The organism is Metabacillus sp. YM-086 (assembly GCF_048059995.1).
Classification (GTDB): domain Bacteria; phylum Bacillota; class Bacilli; order Bacillales; family Bacillaceae; genus Metabacillus; species Metabacillus litoralis_B.
This window is the reverse complement of sequence record NZ_JBLUOI010000011.1, coordinates 1-23,542: the sequence shown is the minus strand read 5'-3', so window position 1 is coordinate 23,542 and position 23,542 is coordinate 1. Positions and strand designations below refer to the sequence as shown.

Annotated in this window: 19 protein-coding genes, 2 pseudogenes and 1 other annotated feature; of the genes and pseudogenes, 1 reads left to right on the top strand and 20 read right to left on the bottom strand. The window is 36.1% G+C overall.

The window, feature by feature from the left end; all coding sequences use genetic code 11:
• Positions 1–45: 45 nt before the first annotated feature.
• From hepT to ACEWK1_RS07010, 8 genes and pseudogenes are all read right to left on the bottom strand, one after another.
• Positions 46–421 (bottom strand): annotated as a pseudogene (hepT, locus tag ACEWK1_RS07045) (type VII toxin-antitoxin system HepT family RNase toxin).
• A gap of 4 nt (positions 422–425) precedes the next feature.
• Positions 426–764, bottom strand: a complete 339-nt coding sequence (mntA, locus tag ACEWK1_RS07040) for a type VII toxin-antitoxin system MntA family adenylyltransferase antitoxin (protein WP_416635888.1) — start codon at positions 762–764, stop codon at positions 426–428.
• 290 nt (positions 765–1,054) lie between these two features.
• Positions 1,055–2,299 (bottom strand): tyrosine--tRNA ligase, encoded by a 1,245-nt coding sequence (tyrS, locus tag ACEWK1_RS07035; protein WP_416635808.1) that lies wholly within the window; start codon positions 2,297–2,299, stop codon positions 1,055–1,057.
• 43 nt (positions 2,300–2,342) lie between these two features.
• Positions 2,343–2,566 (bottom strand) — a binding site (T-box leader).
• Positions 2,567–2,577: 11 nt separating this feature from the next.
• Positions 2,578–3,063: a MarR family winged helix-turn-helix transcriptional regulator gene (locus ACEWK1_RS07030; RefSeq protein ID WP_416635807.1), complete on the bottom strand. Its 486-nt coding sequence runs from the start codon at positions 3,061–3,063 to the stop codon at positions 2,578–2,580.
• 216 nt (positions 3,064–3,279) lie between these two features.
• Complete coding sequence (locus ACEWK1_RS07025) at positions 3,280–3,777, bottom strand: hypothetical protein (protein ID WP_416635806.1); 498 nt, start codon at positions 3,775–3,777, stop codon at positions 3,280–3,282.
• A gap of 75 nt (positions 3,778–3,852) precedes the next feature.
• A complete protein-coding gene (locus tag ACEWK1_RS07020) occupies positions 3,853–5,259 on the bottom strand; it encodes an APC family permease (RefSeq protein WP_416635805.1) in 1,407 nt (468 codons plus the stop codon).
• A gap of 48 nt (positions 5,260–5,307) precedes the next feature.
• The gene (locus ACEWK1_RS07015; RefSeq protein ID WP_416635804.1) at positions 5,308–5,895 is read right to left on the bottom strand and encodes a hypothetical protein; all 588 of its coding nucleotides are present in this window, start codon (positions 5,893–5,895) and stop codon (positions 5,308–5,310) included.
• Between the two features lie 67 nt (positions 5,896–5,962).
• On the bottom strand, positions 5,963–7,921 hold the full coding sequence (locus ACEWK1_RS07010; RefSeq protein WP_416635803.1) for a primary-amine oxidase: 1,959 nt from the start codon (positions 7,919–7,921) through the stop codon (positions 5,963–5,965).
• Positions 7,922–8,103: 182 nt separating this feature from the next.
• Between ACEWK1_RS07010 and ACEWK1_RS07005 the strand changes: the two genes are divergently transcribed.
• Entirely contained in the window at positions 8,104–8,907 is an 804-nt protein-coding gene (locus ACEWK1_RS07005) for a helix-turn-helix transcriptional regulator (RefSeq protein WP_416635802.1), read from the top strand.
• Between the two features lie 137 nt (positions 8,908–9,044).
• Here ACEWK1_RS07005 and ACEWK1_RS07000 read toward each other — a convergent pair whose 3' ends face one another.
• The 12 genes and pseudogenes from ACEWK1_RS07000 to ACEWK1_RS06945 all read right to left on the bottom strand — a co-directional run.
• Entirely contained in the window at positions 9,045–9,290 is a 246-nt protein-coding gene (locus ACEWK1_RS07000) for a hypothetical protein (protein WP_416635886.1), read from the bottom strand.
• A 249-nt stretch (positions 9,291–9,539) separates the two neighbouring features.
• On the bottom strand, positions 9,540–9,872 hold the full coding sequence (locus tag ACEWK1_RS06995; RefSeq protein ID WP_416635885.1) for a LysR family transcriptional regulator: 333 nt from the start codon (positions 9,870–9,872) through the stop codon (positions 9,540–9,542).
• Positions 9,873–9,968: 96 nt separating this feature from the next.
• On the bottom strand, positions 9,969–11,279 hold the full coding sequence (locus ACEWK1_RS06990; RefSeq protein ID WP_416635884.1) for an MFS transporter: 1,311 nt from the start codon (positions 11,277–11,279) through the stop codon (positions 9,969–9,971).
• A 143-nt stretch (positions 11,280–11,422) separates the two neighbouring features.
• Positions 11,423–13,132: a methyl-accepting chemotaxis protein gene (locus tag ACEWK1_RS06985; RefSeq protein ID WP_416635801.1), complete on the bottom strand. Its 1,710-nt coding sequence runs from the start codon at positions 13,130–13,132 to the stop codon at positions 11,423–11,425.
• Positions 13,133–13,204: 72 nt separating this feature from the next.
• The gene (locus ACEWK1_RS06980; RefSeq protein WP_416635799.1) at positions 13,205–14,380 is read right to left on the bottom strand and encodes a sugar ABC transporter permease; all 1,176 of its coding nucleotides are present in this window, start codon (positions 14,378–14,380) and stop codon (positions 13,205–13,207) included.
• 12 nt (positions 14,381–14,392) lie between these two features.
• Positions 14,393–15,913: an ATP-binding cassette domain-containing protein gene (locus tag ACEWK1_RS06975; RefSeq protein WP_416635798.1), complete on the bottom strand. Its 1,521-nt coding sequence runs from the start codon at positions 15,911–15,913 to the stop codon at positions 14,393–14,395.
• Between the two features lie 84 nt (positions 15,914–15,997).
• The gene (locus tag ACEWK1_RS06970) at positions 15,998–17,116 is read right to left on the bottom strand and encodes a sugar ABC transporter substrate-binding protein (RefSeq protein WP_416635797.1); all 1,119 of its coding nucleotides are present in this window, start codon (positions 17,114–17,116) and stop codon (positions 15,998–16,000) included.
• 464 nt (positions 17,117–17,580) lie between these two features.
• The gene (locus ACEWK1_RS06965) at positions 17,581–18,648 is read right to left on the bottom strand and encodes a sugar ABC transporter substrate-binding protein (RefSeq protein ID WP_416635796.1); all 1,068 of its coding nucleotides are present in this window, start codon (positions 18,646–18,648) and stop codon (positions 17,581–17,583) included.
• 63 nt (positions 18,649–18,711) lie between these two features.
• Complete coding sequence (locus ACEWK1_RS06960) at positions 18,712–20,253, bottom strand: response regulator (RefSeq protein ID WP_416635795.1); 1,542 nt, start codon at positions 20,251–20,253, stop codon at positions 18,712–18,714.
• On the bottom strand, positions 20,250–21,695 hold the full coding sequence (locus tag ACEWK1_RS06955; protein WP_416635794.1) for a sensor histidine kinase: 1,446 nt from the start codon (positions 21,693–21,695) through the stop codon (positions 20,250–20,252). The genes ACEWK1_RS06960 and ACEWK1_RS06955 overlap by 4 nt, the downstream gene beginning before the upstream one ends.
• Entirely contained in the window at positions 21,692–22,669 is a 978-nt protein-coding gene (locus tag ACEWK1_RS06950) for a substrate-binding domain-containing protein (RefSeq protein WP_416635793.1), read from the bottom strand. Before ACEWK1_RS06950 ends, ACEWK1_RS06955 begins: the two co-directional genes overlap by 4 nt.
• A 251-nt stretch (positions 22,670–22,920) precedes the next feature.
• Positions 22,921–23,542 (bottom strand): annotated as a pseudogene (locus tag ACEWK1_RS06945) (aldo/keto reductase); the annotation flags it as partial.

Below are 23,542 nucleotides of genomic sequence, written 5' to 3'. Positions count from 1 at the left end.
TTTAACCTTCAATTAGAAGTTTTACTATAATAATAAAAGTAATATTTATCGTAATATGGTTTTAGTATAGTCCGTAAAATCTAGTAGATGTTCTTCAACAATTTTTTGTAAGATAACTAAGTTTATCTCTTGGTAATCATGAATAGCAACATTTCTAAATACAACCATTGCTTTCATTTTTTGTTCAAGGGAGGGAGTAATGATATTTTGCCTTTTCCAGTAAAGTAAAAGCTTCTCGGCTGCTTTGTGGTAAACCAAGTTTCTTTTCAGCAACTATATGCATTGCCAAATCAATACTTGCTTCACACGCACGTTGCAGGTTGAGAATAATAGAGTCTTGTTTTGTAAAGTTTTTTAGATTTTCATGATTACTTTCATATTTTTCACAAACTCGTTTTACACATCGTTCAACTATACTTATTTATTCATTCTTCATGGAAAACAGACCCACTTTCCACTACTTTATCAATAATACCTTGCCGTTCCTCATTTAATTTTGCATACATTTTTAGGGTCTTCATTTCAAAATTCATTCTTACTTCATCATTTAAACAGTAGATAACCTTACCTGTACTAACAACTTGACTTTGAAATACTGTTGAAGCTTTCTTTAAATCAATTAAATCTACATCAATATTTATCTTACTAGCTATTTCTTGAGCTAACATAAAGGTTTCGTATTCATCCATCTTTTGATCAGAAAGATATGCTATATCAACATCACTATTCTTATTCGCAGTTCCTTTTAATGTCGAACCAAATATATATATATTAAATTTGGAGAAATCATTTCTACTAGAAAATTTATTATTTCCGCCTGAATTTTACTATCCAATTCAAATACCTCCAATATTTGGCTTGACTTTATTATAGCAAACATTAATTTCCTTATGTATATTCAACAATTCAAGAAGACAGGGAACTAATATATTTTAATTTAATTAATCCAAAGAAGAAGCTCCAAACTTTTCGAAGGTTAGAGCTCCTTACCCTGATATCATGGCAGCATGTTCAACATTATTCATTTCTATACAAACATAATAGCCTTCATCAGTTACTTTTGTATCTTAATAAATTTACGCTTTCCTACCTGAACAATTAATCCGTCAGTTACAGAAACTTCCAATTGAGGATCTTCTACCTTTTCCCCATTTAATTTAATACCATTATTGTTAATCATTCTTCGTACTTCACTCTTTGAACTAAGTAGTTCTAACTTAACAACTAGATCTAAAATCGATAGCTCATCCTGTCCTTTCCAAGTCATAACAGGAATTTCATCAGGCATTGTTCCTTTCTGAAAAACAGTAACAAAATGTTCTTCTGCCTTTTCTGCTTCATGTTTTCCGTGGTACATTCTCACAATCGTTTTAGCAAGTAACATTTTTGCATCTCTTGGATGAAGTATGTCACTTTTTAAATCTTCTTTTATTGTTTTTACTTCATCTGGTGTAAAATCAGTTACTAATTCAAAGTATTTACTCATCAATTCATCTGGAATTGACATTGCTTTTCCGTACATCTCTTGAGGACTTTCATCAATTCCAATGTAATTTTTCTTTGATTTAGACATTTTCTCCACACCATCAAGTCCTTCTAATAATGGCATTAATAATGCAACCTGCTTTTCTTTTCCATACTTTTCTTGGAAATGTCTGCCCATTAAAATATTAAAATGCTGATCGGTACCACCTAACTCAATATCACATTCCAGCATTACTGAATCGTAGCCTTGCATTAAAGGGTAAAAGAATTCATGAAGAGAAATCGGCTTATTAAAGGCAATTCTCTCCTCAAAATCATCTCTCTCTAAAAGTCTGGCTACTGTTATTTTACCTGCTAGTTGTATAACATCTTCAAAGTTAAGCTGAGATAACCATTTAGAGTTATAGTGTAATTCAACTTTTTCTATATCAATCACTTTTGCAAACTGCTCAAAGTATGTTTTAGCATTATGTTTTACTTCTTCATCTTTTAGCTGTTTTCTTGCTACTGACTTTCCTGTTGGGTCACCTATTTTTCCAGTAAAGTCTCCAATAATCAGCTGAATAATATGGCCATTTTCTTGGAATTGTCTCATCTTGTTAAGAACAACGGTATGACCTAGATGAACATCCGGCGCTGAAGGGTCCAATCCTAGTTTTATCTTAAGTGGGCGATTTTCAAGTATTGATATTGCTATTTTCTGTTCCAATTCTTCAGTTGGGATAATTTCCTGTACACCTTGAGAGTAAATAGCAAGCTGTCTCTTTACTTCTTTTAATTGTTCTTCAGATAAATTCGTTATTAATTCACTCATAATGATTCCTCCTAATTTTTCACAAACAAAAACCACATCCCTAAGAAGGGACGTGGTTGACTTTTTCACGCGGTACCACCCTTATTGAAGAATAAATAATATCCTTCCGCTCGACGATTAACGGTTCGTCCGTTCTTTGCTACCGTTGTAACAAAGAAAAGCTCAAGGAATGTAATTCGTGTTATCTATGTGTCGATTCACACCAGCCATCGACTCTCTGCAAACAGGGAGATAACTACTACTCAGGTTTCCTCTCATCACTTATTGTATATCCACTTTTAAAATCCATTTTCTCTAATGACTCTTCTAAGTAACTTAGCAAGCATTTTTTTCTCTGATACATCGAGACTTGATACAATATCAACCTCTCCTGAATGAAAACGTGGATAGAGCTCCTCAATGACTTGCTTTCCCTTATCAGTGAGTAAAACAAAGGTATTTCTCCTATCTCTGTGATCAACTTTTCGATAACAAAGATCCTTTTTCTCTAATGTGTTTGTGATATTACTTATTGTTGCTTTTGAAACTCCTGCTGATTCAGCTAGCTTTTTTGTTTCTAGAGAGCCACCAATCCATAAATCATAAAGAATCGAAAATGAAGTCCAAGATATTCCGTATTGGGACAGAATTTCTTGTTCCATTTTATTTCTTAACCCTTGTGCTACTCTGTATATGTTTGTCACAACAGCAATTGCATCTAAATTGAGTGAATCCAGTGGTAGTTTAGTTAGTTGACTAATTGTATCAACCTCTTCAGGAAGCAATTCTCCATCTTCGTTATTTATATGAATGTCAAACACCTTCTTGATTATTAATTTAATCGTTAGCTATGAAACGATTTTATCAAAAAAAAGGTTAAATGACAATGTATAATTAATTGCCATAAACCCAACTGGAATGATCCAAGGATTTTGAACAAAATGTTAAATGGGGTGGTTAATTGTTTAGACATATGCATTAAGAGGTAGCTAAAGCAAGACTTAACCTGCTGTCTTTTTCTGATAATCTATTATCGTCTCTTGAACCTTGTACGCTAGCTCTTTTATTTTTATCATCTCTTCCTTTTTCATTTTCACAAAATATTGTAACGGAGGAAGCAAGATAAAAACATAGGAGCCAGGAATAGGAACCATTGTAATTTGATATTTTCCTCCAACTTGCCCAATCTCTATCGATTCATAATCAACTGCCTGAACAATTTTTTTAAGTTGTTTATGCTGATTTAACAATTGACAATATGAGGTGCTCTGTCCTTTTGGCTGCCATTCTTTTTTTAGAAAATTCCATGAGATTGTTTCTGTTAAACAATTATCGGAAGACTCAGATAATTCACAAGAGACTGATAGTTTATATACTCTTGAAATAAAATTCCTGTTTATCAGAAACTTGAAATGCCATGTTAAATCATTAGCCTCTTCACTATGATACTCAAAATCACTTTCTCTAGTTGATTTTAGCTGAAACATTTTTACTGTCATAAGAAAATACCTCTGTGCTCGTTCATGTATCCCTCCGAAGAACTTCATTAATGATCAACCACCTTTTTTTCTTTGTTATTCTGCCTTCCTTGTTGGAATATAATCTTCTTTGTCTTCTTCGAGATCCATCATAATTCTTTTCTCAGATAAAGCAACGGGTTGAAATAGCGGTTGCTTTTTAAATTTAAGCCAAAGGAAAGCATATATACAAATTCCAATAAAGAAGCTTCCTGCCAGACCGTAAATTTGCATTTTCACTGCTGTTTCAGGATGGATCGTAATGATTAAATACACACATGCTAAAATGCCAATAATTTGTGTATATGGGTAGAATGGAGATTTAAAAGGACGCTCTATATTTGCATAACGTTTTCTTAAAATAATAACATCTAATTGAGCAATCATATATGAAATGATCCAAGTAATACATGCCGATAAGATTAATATATTAAACATTTCCGGTGTCATTTTTAATAAGAAAAGTGGCAAGGCAAAGAGAAGGAATACAGCTATAATGCTTACCATTGGCGTTCTAAATCTAGGGTGTAGATAGGAAAATTGCTTCGGTAGTAATCCATCTCTGGCCATACCATAAAACATTCGAGGCACTGCAGCAAACATGGAATTAATTGAACTTGCAGCTGCAAATAGAGTGACAATCATCATCCATGTTGCACCTTTTTCACCTAGCATCGCCCCTGCTCCATCAATTTGCGGGATACTTGAACCTACTAAAATGCTTGGATCGATATAGCGGATAATTGCTAGTCCGAATAACATATCGGCCACGAAAATAGAAAGCAAGCCAAATATCATCGCTCTTGGTATATTTTTACTAGGATTTTTCACTTCTTCAACCATTGGTGCAACAAATTCAATCCCGATAAACAGCCAAATCCCTAAAGCAATTGATTGAAAAACAGTTCCCCAGCCATTCAATGTAAAATCTACTGGTAGTTGAGCGGTTGCTGTAAAGACATCAAATAGTCCAAATAAGCCCATAACCGATAGAGTGATCATTAATCCTAATGTCAAAACAACTTGAATTGAGCCAAAAATCTCAACTCCTAATACATTTATCACCAGAAATATGGTTAATAATAGGAGCGAAACAACTGTTACATTTATATTCGGAAAGAGAGATTGCGCTGCAAACCCTGCTGTCATAGTTTCTGCTGCTCCAACCATGACAGATAAAACGAAATATCCACCAAGCACTGCAATAATAGACATAAATTTCCCCATCGCAACAGATGTATAGTCACCTACCATACCAGAGCCAGGGATAATCGATGCTAACTCCGCATATGACAGAGCGATAATAATGCTTATGATCATCGCTATGAATGCCGATACAATAAATGCTGGGCCAACTAGTCCCATGCTAGAAGCAAGTGTCACCATTGTTGATCCAGACACTACTAATCCAGTAGCTGTTGCATATGCCTGCCAAAACCCTAATTTTTTCTTTAGTTTTTCCATTTAACATCAACTCCATTTTCTAAATATTTTCAATGAAACAAAAAAAATTTAATGTTGATGTTCATTAGCATCATGTGTGATAATCTCTTCTTCCGCTGTAGGACTTCCATCACTTGTAGCTTGTAAGAATCCTATTGTGCAGATAATGCTAACACTTAAAACGAACGCCATGTAATAGATTGCTGGTCTTCTAGGGAAAACTGTTTCTGACTTATCAATAAAGGATTTCATTAGAGCCCAAGTTAGTAAATAAAAACTTACAAGATATAACAAATCGATTGCAGCTATCATGATGACCATTTCTTCAGGTGTCAGCATCACTCCTAACATTGCCCCCATCATTGCTCCCATCATACTCGATGCTTGTGCTTCAATTATGCCATTTATGCCAAAAGCTACACCAATCAATAGTGCAATAATCGCACTTAAAAGGATTGAGAGAATCGTAGAGAGTGCTAGCATTTTCGGTATCCAAGCTGCTATCACCAATCCAACTATAACACTATTAGTCATCCCTAAAGCCATTGGAACACATTTACTTAGTGGACTTGCAATCTTGTCATTTAATCTGCGAGTTGTATTATAAAAATAAGCACTATATCCCAAGACCATGATTAAGCTAACAATTAGAAACATATACACCCTCCCACCTCTTAAAAAATTAGCGGTTCAAAAGAATTATCTTTTGAACCGCTAATTTTATTTAGTGACAACTAGAACCTTCATTATTTGAGTGACAAGCCGATGTTTTTGCTTTTGGACGAGGTAAATCTAATGCTGGATTTCGATCAAAGAAGCCGACTGGTTTCAATTGGAAATTGATATATGCAGTTGGCATAACTGGCCAATCCTCTGGTCTTGTAATGTGATGGTGCCCCATTGTATACCAAACAACAATATCTTCGTTTTCTATATTCCTGTTTGCTGCAGCATATTTTGGTAATCCATCTCCTCCTTTATGTTGGTTTGGATAGTTACCTGCTGCATACATTTCATCTTTATCGTATTGAGTAACATATAAATGATTTTTCAAAAAGCCAGCCCTTTTCATTACGCTTGATTCATCACTTGCAAATGGCAGACAGTTTTCACCCACTTGGATTTTGTAGCCAACAGGGGTGCCAACAGCATTTAAGGAATTAGGATTAATGATCTTCCATGTACGTTGAGATGCTAAATCAATAGTACGCTGTGCTTCTTGTTCAGTTTTCAACGTCTTCGTATCAATATAGAAGGCATTGTTATTTGGATTATGAGGACCTTTTGACTCAGGTAAAGTACTCACTTCTACTACTGAATTCTTTATTCCATCTAACATCGTATCTAATCGATAATTAAAAAAGTGTTGATGATATGTTGCGTTTAACTGTGGAGCGATCTCCGTGCCATACTTCGATTTTCCGCTCTCATCATATGTTCCTGTATTTAACATTCCCGTAAGCTTTACTTCGTTCTCGATCGTTCCATCTTGATAGAAACTCCAATAAAATCCATAATCATAATTCCCTACTGTACAGAAGAATGACAGAACTAATCGTCTTGAACGACGTACTTCCACTTGGTCTGTGCGCCAATCAGTATGTTTCCATGCTACCCCATAATCCTCTTCGTGCAGACATACAGCATTCGGGATGGTACGAACATTTCCTTTACTGTCTGTCATTACTGCATCAAAATAGCGAATCTCTCCTAAACAATCACAACCTAACGTTAACGGGTTCGCCAGCTGCCCTAAACCATATTCACCGCAATCAAAAGCATTTTGTGTATTATGAGAAAAAGTTCCTTCACCATATGGGACAACCATTTCCGATAGAGCTGCACGGTATAATATTGGGCGAATTTTGCCTTTATCTTCGTAACCGACGGTATGAAGCACTAATCCTTCTCTTGGTGTAAATCCAAAACGAATATTCCATTTTTGCCATTTAATATTATGTCCATCTATTTCAAAACTTGGCCCTTCAGGTTGAATAATCTCTAATGGCTTTAAGTCCTCCCTTACCTGAATGCTATCTGATGTTTCTGGAGTATAATTGGCATCCGTTGGCGGGATCGGACGAACACCGTGGTCTTCAAATCGATGAACCTCCATTTTATTCAGATCAACATAAACGACGATTCCTGTTAAAGGATAAGCATAGCCATTGTCACTAGAGAATTTTCGGACCCAGCAAATTGCTCGAGCAAGCCGCTTTCCTTCATCTTCTTTAATTCCGTAATAACCAGCAGACCAAGGGTCAACCATCACTAAATCAACATTAGTAATTCCTCTTTTCAGCAATGCTTCTTGAAATTCAGGAAAGTTTTTCACAACTTGTTCACACTCTTCAAATTCATCTAACATAACAGCAGGTTGAACTCCAGGAACATAAGTCCAACTAATGACCTCTTCCTTGGTTATGGAAACGATAGCTTCATAAGTTTTCTCCGTTTCATTGTCTAAAACAATGATAAAGGCTTCCCGTTCGAAAGGATCACCCGCTACAAAGCTAAGCACAATATCCTTTGCTGGCTCATTTAACACAACCGTAGAAAATCTTACTTGCTCACTTAAATCTTTCTCCGTTTTTAAAGTTTTAACAGCAATATTAATTTCATCAGCTGTAAGAGGTTCTAAAGGATGTTTTACTGTATTAATGATTTGTTCATTGACTTGCATAAATAATTCCTCCCTTATTTGATTTCTCTTAGCTTATATTGATTATTGATGAATTTCACTGTAAAAAACGGAACGAACTGAAGGTTATCCTAAAAAAGCATGTTAGATTCAGTGACAAAATCTCTGTTTTTCCGGGAGGTTTGAATTACATTTGACTTATCAAGTTGAAAGGAGATTCATAAATGATAACAGGGAGTTATTTTTTTAATCCGATCCAACCTGAAATGGAAGCTCATTGTCCAATTTATATGGAATTCAAACCAAAATGTACAAAAAGTCAGGATGTCTCCTTATTCTATCAATTCAAAACAGACAAAAACTCATCTGGAGAATTATCTGTTATTCCAGACGGATGTATTGATTTACTATTTTCCTGCGACCCTTCTGACCCGTTTGCCATTATTGCCACTAGCCCAGAAGAACGGTGTTTCTATCAATTTAAACCAAACATTGTCCATTTCGGAGTGAGATTATATCCAGAACAAACCAGCATTATGTTTAAATGTTCCATTAAAGAAATCATCCAACAAAAACAGATACCTCTATTTGATGTGCTAGATGGATATTATTCTTTATTTGAAGATTTCTATACTTGCACTACATTCAATGAACGAATAGTTTGGTTCAAAAATTTTCTAAAAAAACAACCACTTCAAGCTTACTTCAATCAAAACATTATCCATTTTTGCTTAAACAAAATTTATGAGACAGAGGGATTAGTTCATATTAAACAACTAGCTTCAGAAACTGGATATTCCGCTCGATATATCCAAAAAAAATTCGAAGACCAAATTGGATTTTCTCCTAAGCAATTTAGTCAAATTGTAAGATTACAATATACAGTAAATAAGCTACTAAATATGCCTCATCGTCTTAACGACATTATCGATAGTCAAGGCTACTATGATGAAGCACATTTTTATAAAGGATTCAAAAAATATATGACTGTTACTCCAAAGCAATATAGATTAATTTTTAACGAATAAAGAAATTAGATGAATACAACTAAAACAAAATCTCCGACAAATAAACAACTATAGAAGTAATTTGAAAAAACATGACAACAATTTGAATCAATTAAAATACAAATAAACTATCGTCATGTATTCAAAAAAAAGAATAATCACAACAAAAAAAGCACAGAAATCTCCATGCCTTCATTAAATATCATATTTAAAGTCCAATTTCCCAAAAAATTCAACAAACTCTTTAACAACCTCATTTCAAGAGACTCATTGTGGTAGAACATCCATGTTTTCCTTTTTAGAGCCTTTCCTTTTTCGTTTTTTAAATGCATTAGATATGTATTTGGCTGATCTTCAACTAGTACACTAGGGAGAATTCCATACCCTAAACCGTTCAGAACCATTTCTTTGCATGTATCAGCCTTATCCACTTCCATCCCTATAAAGGAGGTACCGAAAAATTTCCAGTCCACCAATTGTCAATGATTGCCTTCAATGCAGTATCTGTCTCATACTCTATTCTTGGCAATGATGGCAAGTCCTCAAGCTCAATTATATCTTTAGATACAATACATATATTTTCCTCAAAAAGAAGATGTTTTGATTCTGACCAATGATAGTCCCCACGAACAATACCAACATGTACATCATGGTTAAACTAAATTGAAAACTTCCCGACTCCACCCCGTTGTAACTTTATAGTTTACGCCTGGAAACTGTTCACGAAAAAGCTTTAAAAGTTTTGGAAGCTTATGTCTCGTCGTATAATTCGAAACCCCTAACCTCAAAGTACCACTGACCTCTTGATTCATATTTTGAACAGTTTCTTTGATGTGCCGAATACATATAAGCATTTCATCAGCACATTTTGCTAAATATTCTCCTTGAGGTGTAAACTGTATACCCTTTGTACCACGACTAATAATTGCTAGTTCGAACTCTTTATCTATTTGTTGAATTCTTTTTGTTAATGGAGGTTGTGATATAAATAAACTTTGTCCTGTTTTTGTAATGTTTTTTTCTCATAAAGAACCTTTAAAATATGCCAATCACGTTCATTCATTTTCATCCTCCTTCCCCATTTATAAAGCCCTACTATTCTCTCCTCTTCGTGACCAAATCACCACTGGAATCAGTAATAAAGATAAAACCCCTCCAACTAGTGATAACGTTAGATAACTAGAACCTGCCACAACCATTCCAGACAAAGCTCCGCCAGCTGCTCCTGATAATGCAATTAAAACGTCAACTGTACCTTGAGTTTTAGCTCTTGTTGAAGTTTTAGTTGAATCAACAATAAGTGCAGTTCCACTAATCAACCCAAAGTTCCATCCTAATCCAAGTAAAGAAAGAGAGATTACTAAAAGAACCATAGAATCTCCTGGTGCAAATGCTCCTATTAAACCTGCCAAAAGCAACGTAGTTCCAGAAGCAATAGCCATTGCCGTACGTCCCAACTTATCAACAAGAATACCTGTAAACAATGATGGGAGATACATCGCACCTATATGAAAACCAATAACAAGGCCTACTGCCCCCAAGCTATGTCCATGATGTCTCATATGAACTGGTGTCATTGTCATAATAGCTACCATTACAATTTGAGTTAGCACCATAATCGTTGCACCAACAATTATGCCACTTTTGTTTTCTATATTTTCAGGAGTAGCCAAGCCTCCTTTTTCACTAGATTCTAGGTTGGTTGCTTCTATCATTCTTGCTATGATTAATGGATCAGGGCGAAGCATGATGAAAAGGACAGCACCCGCTAAGATGTATGCTGCTCCTGCTAAAATGAAAGGACCAGCAAGAGAAGGAACGCCAATAGAATGAGCGAAATTCCCCATCACATTCACTAAATTTGGTCCTGCAACTGCACCAAATGTTGTAAAAACCATTGTAGTACTAATAGCGGTTGCTCTCTGTTTACGATTCGCTAAGTCAGTACCTGCATAACGAGCTTGTAAATTTGTTGCTGATCCTGCTCCATAAACAAGTAGGGAAGTAAATAAAAGAAAAACACTATTGATGATTGCTGCCATTATGACTCCTATTGCTCCAAGTCCACCGATCATAAAACCAGCTGTTAGACCTGTTCGACGTCCAAACGCCTGCGAAAGTCTCCCCACAAATAAAGCGGCACCTGCTGAACCTAAAGTAAGTAAAGCTGAAGGAAGCCCAGCGAACGCTTCAGTACCAAGCATTTGCTGTGCAAGAAGTGCTCCCACAGTAACTCCTGCCGCTAACCCTGCACCACCAAAAATTTGTGAAATACTTACAACGAATAATGTCCTCTTGTATAACATTTTTTGATTTTCAGAAGAATGAATGTAACTTTGTAATGAAGCTGTTTGGCCGTCTAACGATTTTACACTTTCTTTCTGTAGCATAATCTTCCCTACCTTTCTAGAAAACTAATTCTATTTCTCATAAACTTCCAATTAGATTTATATCATCTTAGCACGCACAAAAAAACCATACAATATGATAAATGTATGGCAAACATATTTGGTAAGATTATATAACAGACGTCACCTTAAATTTTAAATCTTGCAACTTGTTTGTATAAGGTTTCAGCTGATTTGGCTAATCGATCTGAACTTGCCGCAACCTGCTCCATTGAACTACTTGTTTGTTGCACCGATGCAGCTGTTTGTTCAATTCCTGCTGCTGCTCCTTCCGAGACTGCTGCAATTTCTTCAATTGATTTATTGATCTCATCACTATTATCCTCAATTGCGCTAAGATTTCCTGAAATGAGTTGCACACCTTTTGTCATTTCTAGTAAGGCTTGGTTAATCTTCTCAAAGGTTTCTCCCGTTGCTTTAATTTGATTTGTTCCTTTTTCAACCTCAAGATAACCTGACTGTAAAGAGTCTGTGACAAGTGTAGAGTCAGTTTGAATAGTTCCTACAATGCCTGTAATATCGGCAACCGAGAAGGAAACTTGTTCTGCGAGCATTCTCACTTCATCCGCGACTACTGAAAAGCCCTTGCCGTGTACTCCCGCCCTAGCCGCTTCAATTGCAGCGTTTAACGCAAGTAGGTTCGTTTGATCTGCGATTTCCTTAATGACCCCAACCAGTTTAGAAATTTCCCCTGACTGCTTTTCTAACGTTTTCACCTTTTCTACCGCATCTTTTACAATGCCATGAATCGTACCCATTTGCTGAATAGACGTAAGCATTAATTCACTTCCCGATTCTGTTAAGTCGATCACATGCTGAGAAGAATGATAAACTTCTTTTCCACTTACACTTGCTTCGTTAATCTTACCGGAAAAAACCTTCATTGATGATGCTAAATCACTTGTTGTTGTGGCTTGTGCTTCCGAGTCTAATGAGAGGACCTGCATTGTTGAAGCGATCTGACTGCTTCCCTCTTTTACTTCATATGCAGATTGTGAAAGATCTTCACTTTGCGCAGAAACAGATTCTGAAACGAATTGAATTTCTTTTAACAATCCTTTTATATTCGTACTCATTTGGTTGGTTGCGGCAAATAATCGTCCAATTTCATCTCGAGATTTCGTCTCAATTGGCTCTTGGCTTAAGTCTCCTTCGGCAAGTAACCCCATTCGGTGTGTAATTTTTTGAATAGGCTTTGATATAATAGAGGATATAAAAATGGCGATAATAATACCTATAACAGCAACAACAACAGACACGATTATCCCCACCATAATATTTGATTCATTATTAAAAAGTAAATTTTCGCCAGAAACCTCGATCATTTTTTCTCGATTATTAATGAGATATCGATATCCGTTCATGATTTCGTTTGCAGTTACCCGAACAGATCCCTCTAAATTCTCCTTTGCCAACTCTACATTTCCACTTTTGTACACAGCAAACACTTCGTCATTAACACGTTGTTCCCATTCTAAGCTTTTTGCTACTAATTGTTCAAAATCCTCTGAGTCATTGATTTTTAACGCTGTTTCCTCTACTACTCGACTTTTTTCTGTGAACGTATTAAATTGATCAATATATTCTTGTTTTCCTGTTAAAACATAACCTCTTGCATATCCAATTCGTTCTGCCATGTTTTGACCTAATGTTTCATCAGCAATTAACAAAGGAATTTGGTGGTTGATTATATTTTTCGCATCAGAATTAATTGATTTAGAAGCCATAAAATTATAGGTTCCAAAAGCGATTGATAACAAAATGACAATTGAGAATCCAACTAGTATCTTTGCTCTTATCGAATTGAACTTTAATCTGTAGAAAAGCTTTTTCTTCATACTTACACCCTCTTCCCCTTTATACACAAATACCCCTTGTCCCTCATGGACAAGGGGTATTCCCCGCATCTATTAAGCTCTTTGTTTACGTGTCATAACGTCAAAGATTACCGCAAGTGCAAGTACTCCACCACGAATCATGTATTGAGGAGCAATTCCAACACCTAATAAGTTCATACCATTTGTTAACGTCGCCATAACGATTGCACCAATAACTGCTCCTGTTACTTTACCAACGCCACCCGCAGCGGAAACTCCACCAACGAATGCTGCAGCAATCGCATCAAGCTCAAATAATGTACCAGCTGTTGTAGTAGCTGATTGTAAACGAGCTGTGAATAAAATACCAGATAAAGCTGAAAGCATACCCATTGAACCGAATACTAAGAACGTAATTTTGCTTACGCTAATACCTGTAAGGTGTGCCGCTTCCGGGTTACTACCTACAGAATAAATATGACGACCGATTACTGTTTTTGTTGTAATAAAATGATACACAAGAACAACAACAAGAATAATGATAACCGTCCATGAGAACCCATTGTATCCAGCTAGCAACCAAGTAATATAAGCCATTATTCCTGAAACAAACAGTAATTGCAGGATAAAAATAGGCTTTGATACAACATCAAATTCATATTTAATTTTGTTTCGACGATTCGTTATTGCACTATAAATGTAAAATAAAATTCCAACTAAACCAAGAAGTAGTGATAGTAAATGAAAACCTCCTACTTCAGCAATGGAAGGAATATATCCATTACCAATTGCATTAAACGCATCATTATCAACAATGATTGTGCCCGATTTTTCTGTTGCTAATAAAATAGCACCACGATAGATCAACCAGCCAGCTAAGGTTGCAACGAATGCCGGAATCCCAACTTTAGCTACTAAGAAACCTGTAGCCGAACCAGCACATATTCCAAGAATTAAAATAATTGGAATGACGATAAAAACTGGCATGTTAAATTGCATTAAAAGAATGGCTGCTATTGCACCAAGAAATCCCGCTAAAAATCCGATCGATAAATCAATATGTCGAATAACGATAACAAGCATAACACCCACAGCTAGAACCGCAATATATCCTGCTGAATCTAGTAAGTTACTAATATTTCGAGAGGACATGAAGAGTCCATTTGTAAGTATTTGAAACGTGATCATAATGACAATTAACGCGATGTACATTCCATAATCACGAATATTATGCTTTACTAATCCTTTAAGCTCATTAATATATTTCATACCTTTTGCCTCCTATTGCGTCGCAAGTTCCATGATCTTTTCTTGGCTGGCTACATCTGACGATAGTTCACCTTTGATTTCACCCTCAGCCATTACATACACGCGATCGCTCATACCAAGGACTTCACCAAGCTCTGATGAAATCATGATGATACTCATACCTCTATTAATCAGTTCATTCATTACTGTATAAATTTCAAATTTAGCACCAACATCAATTCCTCGTGTTGGTTCATCTAGAATCAATAATTTAGGACCTACAAACAACCATTTTCCTAAAGATACCTTCTGCTGATTACCACCACTTAGGTTTCCAACAAGCTGTTGTAAAGAAGGTGTTTTAACCCCTAGAGATTCTCTATATTGCTGGGCAATCACATTTTCTTCATTTTCATTCACGACTCCATTTTTGGAGATCTCTTTCAAGTTTCCGATTGAGATATTGCTTTTTATATCTTGTTGTAAAAACAATCCGTCACCTTTACGATCTTCGGTTACATAAGCAATTCCAGCTTTAATGGCTTCACTTGGGTGTTTAAATTTCCCAGGCTGTCCTTCAATAAATAAATCACCTTGAATTTTATAGCCTGCAGCGTTTCCAAAAATACTTAATGCAAGCTCTGTACGTCCTGATCCCATTAAACCTGCTATTCCAACAATTTCTCCCTGCTTTACGTGTAAATTCACGTTATTAGTAACATTTCGTCCAAGCTTTGGGTCATATGCTGTCCAGTTCGATAGTTCAAGAACATTTTCACCGAAGGCTTTCTTTGGACGTTTCGGATATATATCTTCTATTTCACGGCCCACCATGTTTTTGATTATGGCATCCTCGGTAATTTCACCTTTTGATCTTTCTAACGTACAAATCGTTTCACCATCACGTAACACTGTTGCCTTATCGGCAATCGCAGTTACCTCTTTTAATTTGTGAGAGATCATTATTGATGTGATCCCTTGCTTTTTTAACTCTAATAATAATTGCAATAAATTTTCACTATCATCTTCATTTAGTGCTGCTGTTGGTTCATCTAAGATTAATAATTTAACTTTCTTACTTAACGCTTTTGCAATTTCCACTAATTGCTGTTTCCCTACACCTAAATCTTTAATTAAGATTTCCGGATTTACTCTTAAACCAACTTTGTCTAACATCTTCTTCGCTTCAACAATGGCTTTGTTCCAATTCACAACGCCACCTTTTTGAATCTCATTACCTGCAAAGATATTTTCGTAAACAGAAAGATCAGGGAATAAAGCCAATTCTTGATAGATAATAACAATTCCCACATCTACGCTATCACTTATTTTGTTAAACTTTTGAACTTCACCGTTAAAAACGATATCTCCTGAGTAGTTTCCGTATGGATATACACCGCTAAGCACCTTCATAAGAGTTGACTTACCGGCTCCATTTTCACCTACTAAAAAGTGGATTTCTCCTCTTTCCACTTTAAAATTGACATTAGAGAGCGCCTTCACACCTGTAAATTCTTTTGATATCTGGTTCATCTCTAAAATATAATCGCTCATCTTTCTGCCTCCTTAACAAGACAACTTTACAAATGAGTGTTAGACACAAGTCTAACACTCATTTCTTAAACTTCTATTTTTCTATTATTCTAGTCCAGTAAATTCACTAGCATCATAGTAGCCTGAATCAACTAATTCAGCTTTTACATTTTCTTTGTTCACTACGATTACATCTGTTTGTTTTGCTTTTACATCAACACTACCATTGTCATATGTTCCAGTTGTTTCTGGCGTATTTCCATCAAGAATGTCTACTGCCATTCCCATTGCATCTTCAACAAGTGTACGAACATCTTTGAATACTGTCATAGATTGTTTATCATCAATGATATATTGAATCGAAGCTTTTTCAGCATCCTGACCAGTGATTACATAGCTTGAAACCGCACCATCTGATGCAAATACATCAGCGATTGAACGAGAAGTACCATCGTTTGGAGCAAGAATTGCTACGTCACCTTTTAAGTCAGCACCTGCTGCTGTTAAGTTTGTTTGCGCTTTATTTTTCGCTTCGTTTGGATCCCAGTTTGTTGTAACCTGACCTAAAATTTTACCTAACTCGTCGCGAGTAAGAGTTGCTTTGTCTTTTAACGCTTCTGCTTCACTAGAGTTAGCGATTACAAATGTACCATCAGCAATTTTTGGTTGAAGAACATTCCAAGCACCTTCGAAGAATAAGAATGCATTGTTATCAGAAGCTGCACCAGCAAATAAGTAAAGTGGAATTCCAGTACCCTCTGCATTGTCAACTAAATATTGACCTTGTGCTTCACCTACAGCAACACTGTCAAATGTTACATAATAATCAACCGCATCTGTATCCGTAATTAAACGGTCGTAAGAAATAACTTTAATTCCTTCTTTTTTTGCTGATTCTACTGCAGAACCTGCAGCTGCACCATCATGAGGTGCGATGATTAGAACATCGATTCCTTTACTAATTAACGTTTCTACGTTTTCTTTCTCTTTTGCAGAAGAACCTTGGCTAAACAAGATTTCAGTCGTATATTCAGAATCTGCTAGAGCTGCTTTAAATCTTTCTTCATCTTGAACCCATCTTGGCTCATCTTTTGTTGGTAATACGATCCCAACACTTACTTCACTACTGCCGCCGCCTCCAGTGCTATCACTGCTACAAGCTGCTACGAAAGTAAATAAAATACCTACTAATAAGGCCATTGCTAATTTAAACCCTTTTTTCATTACTATTTTCCCCCTCTTATCTTTGTTGGAAGTGCTTACAAGTAAAATATATCACCCGTAATTGGTTATGAAAACACTTACTTATAGTACTATTTTGGTATCTATCTGTACTTTTTTAACATAGGGATATGGATCTAGTGCAGGGACTAGGATATGCGTAAGTACCTATGGCATATTTGAGCATGATCTACCACTCAAACAAAGCTAGTTCTCAATTTATCTTCGATTTTAGACTGTTCATCTTCGATTACAGGAGTTTTATCTTCGATTATTATAATTTATCTACGATTATTGCCCGTTTATCTACGATTCTACAAATTACCACAAAATTCGCCCCACACCTACACTACTTAGTTCAATCTCTTCTCTTTATTCTTGACGCAGAAAAAGAGCTTGGAAAACACTCCAAGCTCCTACTCTTTCAAACTATTTGATTTATACAAAGAGATCTCATTCCTCTTCCCTTACTTATCCTTTTTTAAATAAACATCTTCCTTCAAGTGGAAACCATCGGCAATAATCGTTTCCTCTATATTTGTTTGAGTAACAACGGTAGGCGAAAGAAGGATTGATGGTACTTCCATTTTCCCGTTGTTTACTTTCACGACTTCACCGAGCTCCTCAATCCCCTCTCCCTTCGCTAGCTTGAAGGCAAGCTCTGCAGCAATCTTTGTTAGCTCTTTAATTGGCTTATAGATTGTCATCGTCTGTTTCCCTTCAACTATACGCTGAACAGCTGCTAGATCAGCATCTTGACCAGCAACTGGTATTTTCCCAGCAAGTCCACGCTCTTCAAGTACTTCAATTACAGCGCCAGCCGTTGCATCATTGGCTGCAATTACTGCATCAATATCGTTATGATTAGCATCTAGGGCAATCCTAATATTTTCTTTTGCATATGTTGGTACCCAGTCCTTTGTCCACTGATCAAATACAACCGTAATATCTCCTTTATCAATAAGTGGCTGAAGTACTTCAAATACCCCCTTTTTAGCCATATGTGCATTATTATCGGTTTCTGCTCCACCTATATAGACATACTTTCCATTAGGAACAAGTTCTGTTATCGCCTGCGCCTGAAGGACACCAACCTGCTCATTATCATAGGAAACATACATTTCAACTTCGGCATTCTTTACGAGGCGATCATACGATACTACCTTAATTCCGGCAGAGTGTGCTTTTTCTACAATAGCTGCGGTCGATTCAGCGTTATGTGGAACAATGACCAATAAATCAATTCCCTGGCTTATCATCGTTTCCGCTTGCCAAATTTGCAAGGCATCATCTCCATGTGAGGCCATAACTTCCACCTCAGCACCTAATGCTTCCACTGATTCTTTGAAAAGATCTCTATCCTTCACCCACCTTTCCTCCGTTAGTGTATCCATGGCAAACCCAATTTTAATTGGATCATCCGCTAACTGTTCATCATTTGAGTTATAGCTGCCCGTCTTTGATGGTGCTTTTGAATCGCTGTTTCGATTCTGCTGTTCTTCACAACCAAGAAGAATGAAGAATAATACGAGCATCAACAATCCTAAGTTCGTTAAAGAAATTAACTGTCTGATTTTAATCGCTCCTCTACAATTGTATTATTCTACTTTTGATAACAAGTTTTTACGGTACTCTTTTGGAGAGGAATGACAGATTTTTTTAAATACCTTGCTAAAATAATTCGGATCATGATAACCCACTTCAAATGTTATTTCTTTTAAGCTTTTTAATGGATCTCTCATTAGTCTCTTTGCTTTCTCAATGCGACACTCTGTTAGAAAGTTAATATAGTTAATCCCAAGCTGCTCTTTAAAAATTTTACTTATGTATATAGGGCTCAAGCCTACTTCTCTACCAACCGCTTCTAAGGATATATCCTCATGTGCGTGGTCAATGATATATTGTTTTATTTGTTGTATCGTATCAGCTTCCATGCTAGTAAGATGATTCTCATATGACTCTCGCATCCTATCTAACAGATGCCGTGTTTCGGCTCGTAACTGGCGATAATCGGTCGATTTGAAAGAATACAAAGGTACATCTGATTCTACCCCCATCTCACTTAATACGCGGGAGGCAATCCAAAACAGCTCCATAACTCTTTGCTGAGTTTGATTTAACATTGTCCCTTCTTGTTCTAGACGATCAATTATGGTAACAATTCGTTGAAAAATCTCGTCCCATTCTCCACCCCGGATATGGTCGAAATATTGCTGTTCACTTTGTTTTGTTGTTTCCTCATCAAATCCTGAGACAAGTGCAGGCAGATCCTCATAAAATTGGAATTTTCGTGGAATTGATGTATCTCTTGTCGCGATTAGTGACTCTTGATATGAATGTGTAATTTCACTTAATGAGTTGTATACTGTTCCAATTCCAACAAACCAGCCAGTATCTTTACCGGAAGTGTTTAAGGACAAAATCTCTTTAGCCAACATAGTCGCTTGAGCACGAAACGATTGTTCTTGCTTTCGAAAGACAATAATCGGCAGTTGTCGGCCATACAAAGCACCTACCCAACCACTGCCTGTCTTACTCAACTTTTCTCTTACCATAGAATAAGAGACTTCAGAACCGTCTGACACAATAAGACTAATTACAAACTTTTCCTCTGTAGCCTGTATGTCTAACATCTCTAGCAGCTCTTCCAAGTGAACTTCATGAACATGATCAAATAAAAGCTGTGTTACGACATCAGTCTCAAATAAGGACATAGCTTTTTGCAAAGTATTTTCCTGCTGCTTAACCACCTCTAGTCTTTGTTGTTCAGCCTTTATTTGGTTAAGCACTTTCTCAACTGTTTCAACGATCTCCTTAATTCGGCTAGGTTTCACCAAATAATCGACAACACCTAGCCTCATGGCTTCCTTAGCGTAATCAAAAGTAGCGTATGCAGTTACTAATATAAATTTCATACGAGGATGATAGGACTTCATTTTTTCAATTACTTCAATACCATTCATACCAGGCATTTGAATATCCATGAACACTAAGTCAGGTTGAAAATCTGCTGCAACCTCAATTGCTAGCCTTCCATTTTTTGCTTGTTGAATAACAATATCCGTAAAGTTTTTCTTAAGTATAGCTTCTAATCCATCACGTTCTACTTCTTCATCATCTACAATTAGTATGTTAGTCATTTGTCCCCGAGTCTCCTTTCTTTCAAAAGCTTTATGCTTACTTTCGTACCTCTTCCAAGACTACTTTCAATCTCCATCACATCTTCTATTCCATTGAAAAGACGAAGACGCTTCATCACATTACTTAAACCAATTCCAGAGGAGTGTCCATTTGCCGTATTGACCTTTTCTTCATATATTTCTTGTATTTTCTCATCACTCATACCAGGACCATTGTCTTCCACTTCTATCGTTACTAGATCTCCTTCATCTTTAATTCGAAAATAAATAATACCACCTTCTTCATGTGGCTCAACAGCATATATGACTGCATTTTCCACAAGTGGCTGTAATGTAAGGCCAGGAATTAGGATATGAAGGCAAGATTCATCAATTTCCGTATGAAAGGTAAGTCTGTCTGTATATCTAGTTTTTTGAATTTCAATATATTGTTTCATTACATGTACTTCGTCATAAAGTGTCATAGGCTTATCTAAATGCTTTAAATTGTAACGTAATAAACCTGCTACGCTAACTAGCAAATCACTAGTTTCTTCGGATCCTTCCATATAGGCTTTTTTAGATAGTGTATTTAGCGTGTTAAACAAAAAATGTGGATTAATTTGGCTCTGAAGATTACGCAGTTGACTTTCCTTTAATAAAAGCCTGCTTTGCTGTAATTCATTTTCTAACTGTGCTTGATGATGCATTTCCGATATTAATTTGTTAATATTCACACGCATTCGATCAAACATTTTTGCTAAAAAGGCAATTTCATCACTCGAATTCACTTCTACTTTTAAATCGAATCGACCTTTGGAAAGCTCATTTGCTGCATGTGTCAACTTTTCGACTGGCTTCGTTATTCGTTGAGAAAACCAATAGGTAAAGAGTAAGAGACCAACCGTAATTAAGAGTAGTAGCCAAATTCCGAGCTGCTTAAGCTCTTCAGACTGACTGATCATATCTCGATAGAACATATCATATGTTTGAAGCTCTAAATCTATTAAAGTCAGAGCCATTTCTGAGATATAATTAGATATATGAGTCGCTTCATTAAATGCTGTCATTGAGTACTCTGTTTCAGCCTCTGACTGAAAAGAAAGTGATAAATCAACTGTCTCTAAAAAACTATTAATTAAGTTTACATAATTTGTTAAAGCTAATTCATTCTCCACATTTTTAAATTTAGCCACTTCATTTTTCATCGTTTGAATGTCTTCCTTGTTCTGAGAAACCGCTTTAAAATTATCTTCAGAAGGAATCAGTAAATAGTTATTTAATGCTGTTACCGTATCTTCGCTTTTTATTGTTATTTCATTCAAAACTAAGTATCTTTCAAGGATATTGTTATATTGGTCTAGCATTTTTTGATTATAGTGAATAAGTGAAAACCAAGTTGCTGCCATTATTAACAGAGCCACTAAAACAAGACTCCATATTTTCTTCTGTATACTATTCATTGGGCGTCCACCTGTTTCACCATTTGTATATCGGTAAGATAGCCATCTAAATCCAGTGGTAATACCTCTTTATTTAGCCAATTAATCATTAGTTTCACACTAAGCTCTCCCATCATTAAAGGAGACTGCTCAATCATTCCATCTATTTTTCCTTGCTCCAATAAAGATAATGAACTAGGGTCATCATCAAAAGAATAGATATAAAATGTTTCCACATTCGAGCGTCTGTCAATTTCCTCTACCAAATCATCTGCAAATTTAGCATTTAATGTAATAAAGGCATCCACATAAGGCATCCGATTTAATAAATCCTTCGTTGTGGCAATTACCTGCTCTCGTGTATCTTCCGTCTCTGCTTCAATTAGCTCAATGTCTGGATAGTTGGAGAGGTATTCTTGAATCCCTTTTAGTCGCTGTGTTTGGTAATATTCCTGTCTACTATCGATCATTAAGACAACTTCACCGGATTCACCCATATCCGCAAGCAACTGTTCCGCAATCATTCTACCTGCTAACAACTGATCGGACCCTACATACGTTCTACGAAGACTTTCCGCCATCGGAACATCATTGGCTACTGTAATAACTGGCACACCATATGAAGACGCTTTAACTTTTGTTAGCTCCTTAAATTCCTCTGTATCCAATCCCTGAACAATAATCCCATCTACCTGGGAATAAATCGCTATTTCAATTTGTTTTAAAAAATCCTCCTGATTGTTGCCAAAACTCCCCCATATCTCAAGTCTTGCTCCTGCTTCTTCTGCCTGTTGCTTCGCTCCAGCACTTACTTGATCCCAAAAAGGGGTTTCTAACTCTTGAGTAATCAAAACGATTCTTTTATCAGTAAGCTCCTCCTGTAGTTCATTTGGCAACTGCCAATTCGTATTAAATACTTCTACAGCTGAATCTAAGGTATAGTAAAAAAGGATGATACAAGTGATAACGCTTACAAACTTAATGATCTTTCTCATACTAGCTAACTCCTTTAAAGTAGTAAACTATTCCTTATTATAGCAGACAATTAATTAATGAAAATATCTTTATTATAATCTAACTCCTTGTAATAAAAGGTAATAAGTTTTTTTATAATTAGGTATCCTGTACTAAATAATGTTATTGGTTAAATTACTTTAATAAGTAGATGATTTCATATAACGTTTTAAAGCATATCCGAATGTATCGGATATGCTTTATTTATTTTAATTGAAGCTATTAGCCTCAATTAATTATGACCAACTATTTGGTGTGGAACATATGGCTCTTCTAAAAATGCAACTTCCTCAGCTGTTAAATTAATGTTTAGAGCACCAACGGCATTTTCGAGATGGGATATTTTTGTAGCTCCGATAATAGGAGCTACTACTGTTTCTTTCTGTAGTAACCAAGCAAGTGCACTATCCATCCATTTTTCTCCGCTATGTGTAATGCCTTTTGAAATTGCCAAGCAAACATGGCAGAAGCGCCGATGTATCTAGCCTTTCCAGCCTTTACAATATCATGTAATGCCTCCATTGTTTCTTCAATTGGCGTATTGTAATCCCAGCGATGTATAATATAAAGGTCTACATAATCCTTTTCCAGTCTCTTAAGACTCTTATCTATTTCACTCATAATCGCTTTTCGAGAAAGCCCAGATCCATTTGGACCCTCATGCATTTGCCCGTGTACTTTAGTTGCAATAACAACTTCATCACGATTTGCATAATCCTTAAGAGCACGTCCAAGGTATTCCTCACTTGTACCAAGAGAATACACATTTGCTGTATCAAAAAAGTTAATTCCCAACTCAAGTGCTTTTTTTATAACAGGACGAGAGTTCTCTTCGTTAAGCACCCATTGGTGAA

Coding starts and splice junctions, on each gene's coding strand:
- ACEWK1_RS06985 (WP_416635801.1), bottom strand. CDS start 13,132: ATGAAGAAAAAGCTTTTCTACAGATTAAAGTTCAATTCGATAAGAGCA.
- ACEWK1_RS07005 (WP_416635802.1), top strand. CDS start 8,104: ATGATAACAGGGAGTTATTTTTTTAATCCGATCCAACCTGAAATGGAA.
- ACEWK1_RS06965 (WP_416635796.1), bottom strand. CDS start 18,648: ATGCTCGTATTATTCTTCATTCTTCTTGGTTGTGAAGAACAGCAGAAT.
- ACEWK1_RS07020 (WP_416635805.1), bottom strand. CDS start 5,259: ATGGAAAAACTAAAGAAAAAATTAGGGTTTTGGCAGGCATATGCAACA.
- tyrS (WP_416635808.1), bottom strand. CDS start 2,299: ATGAGTGAATTAATAACGAATTTATCTGAAGAACAATTAAAAGAAGTA.
- ACEWK1_RS07010 (WP_416635803.1), bottom strand. CDS start 7,921: ATGCAAGTCAATGAACAAATCATTAATACAGTAAAACATCCTTTAGAA.
- ACEWK1_RS07015 (WP_416635804.1), bottom strand. CDS start 5,895: ATGTTTCTAATTGTTAGCTTAATCATGGTCTTGGGATATAGTGCTTAT.
- ACEWK1_RS06955 (WP_416635794.1), bottom strand. CDS start 21,695: ATGAATAGTATACAGAAGAAAATATGGAGTCTTGTTTTAGTGGCTCTG.
- ACEWK1_RS06960 (WP_416635795.1), bottom strand. CDS start 20,253: ATGACTAACATACTAATTGTAGATGATGAAGAAGTAGAACGTGATGGA.
- ACEWK1_RS07000 (WP_416635886.1), bottom strand. CDS start 9,290: ATGGTTCTGAACGGTTTAGGGTATGGAATTCTCCCTAGTGTACTAGTT.
- ACEWK1_RS06980 (WP_416635799.1), bottom strand. CDS start 14,380: ATGAAATATATTAATGAGCTTAAAGGATTAGTAAAGCATAATATTCGT.
- ACEWK1_RS07025 (WP_416635806.1), bottom strand. CDS start 3,777: ATGACAGTAAAAATGTTTCAGCTAAAATCAACTAGAGAAAGTGATTTT.
- ACEWK1_RS06970 (WP_416635797.1), bottom strand. CDS start 17,116: ATGAAAAAAGGGTTTAAATTAGCAATGGCCTTATTAGTAGGTATTTTA.
- ACEWK1_RS06950 (WP_416635793.1), bottom strand. CDS start 22,669: ATGAGAAAGATCATTAAGTTTGTAAGCGTTATCACTTGTATCATCCTT.
- ACEWK1_RS06975 (WP_416635798.1), bottom strand. CDS start 15,913: ATGAGCGATTATATTTTAGAGATGAACCAGATATCAAAAGAATTTACA.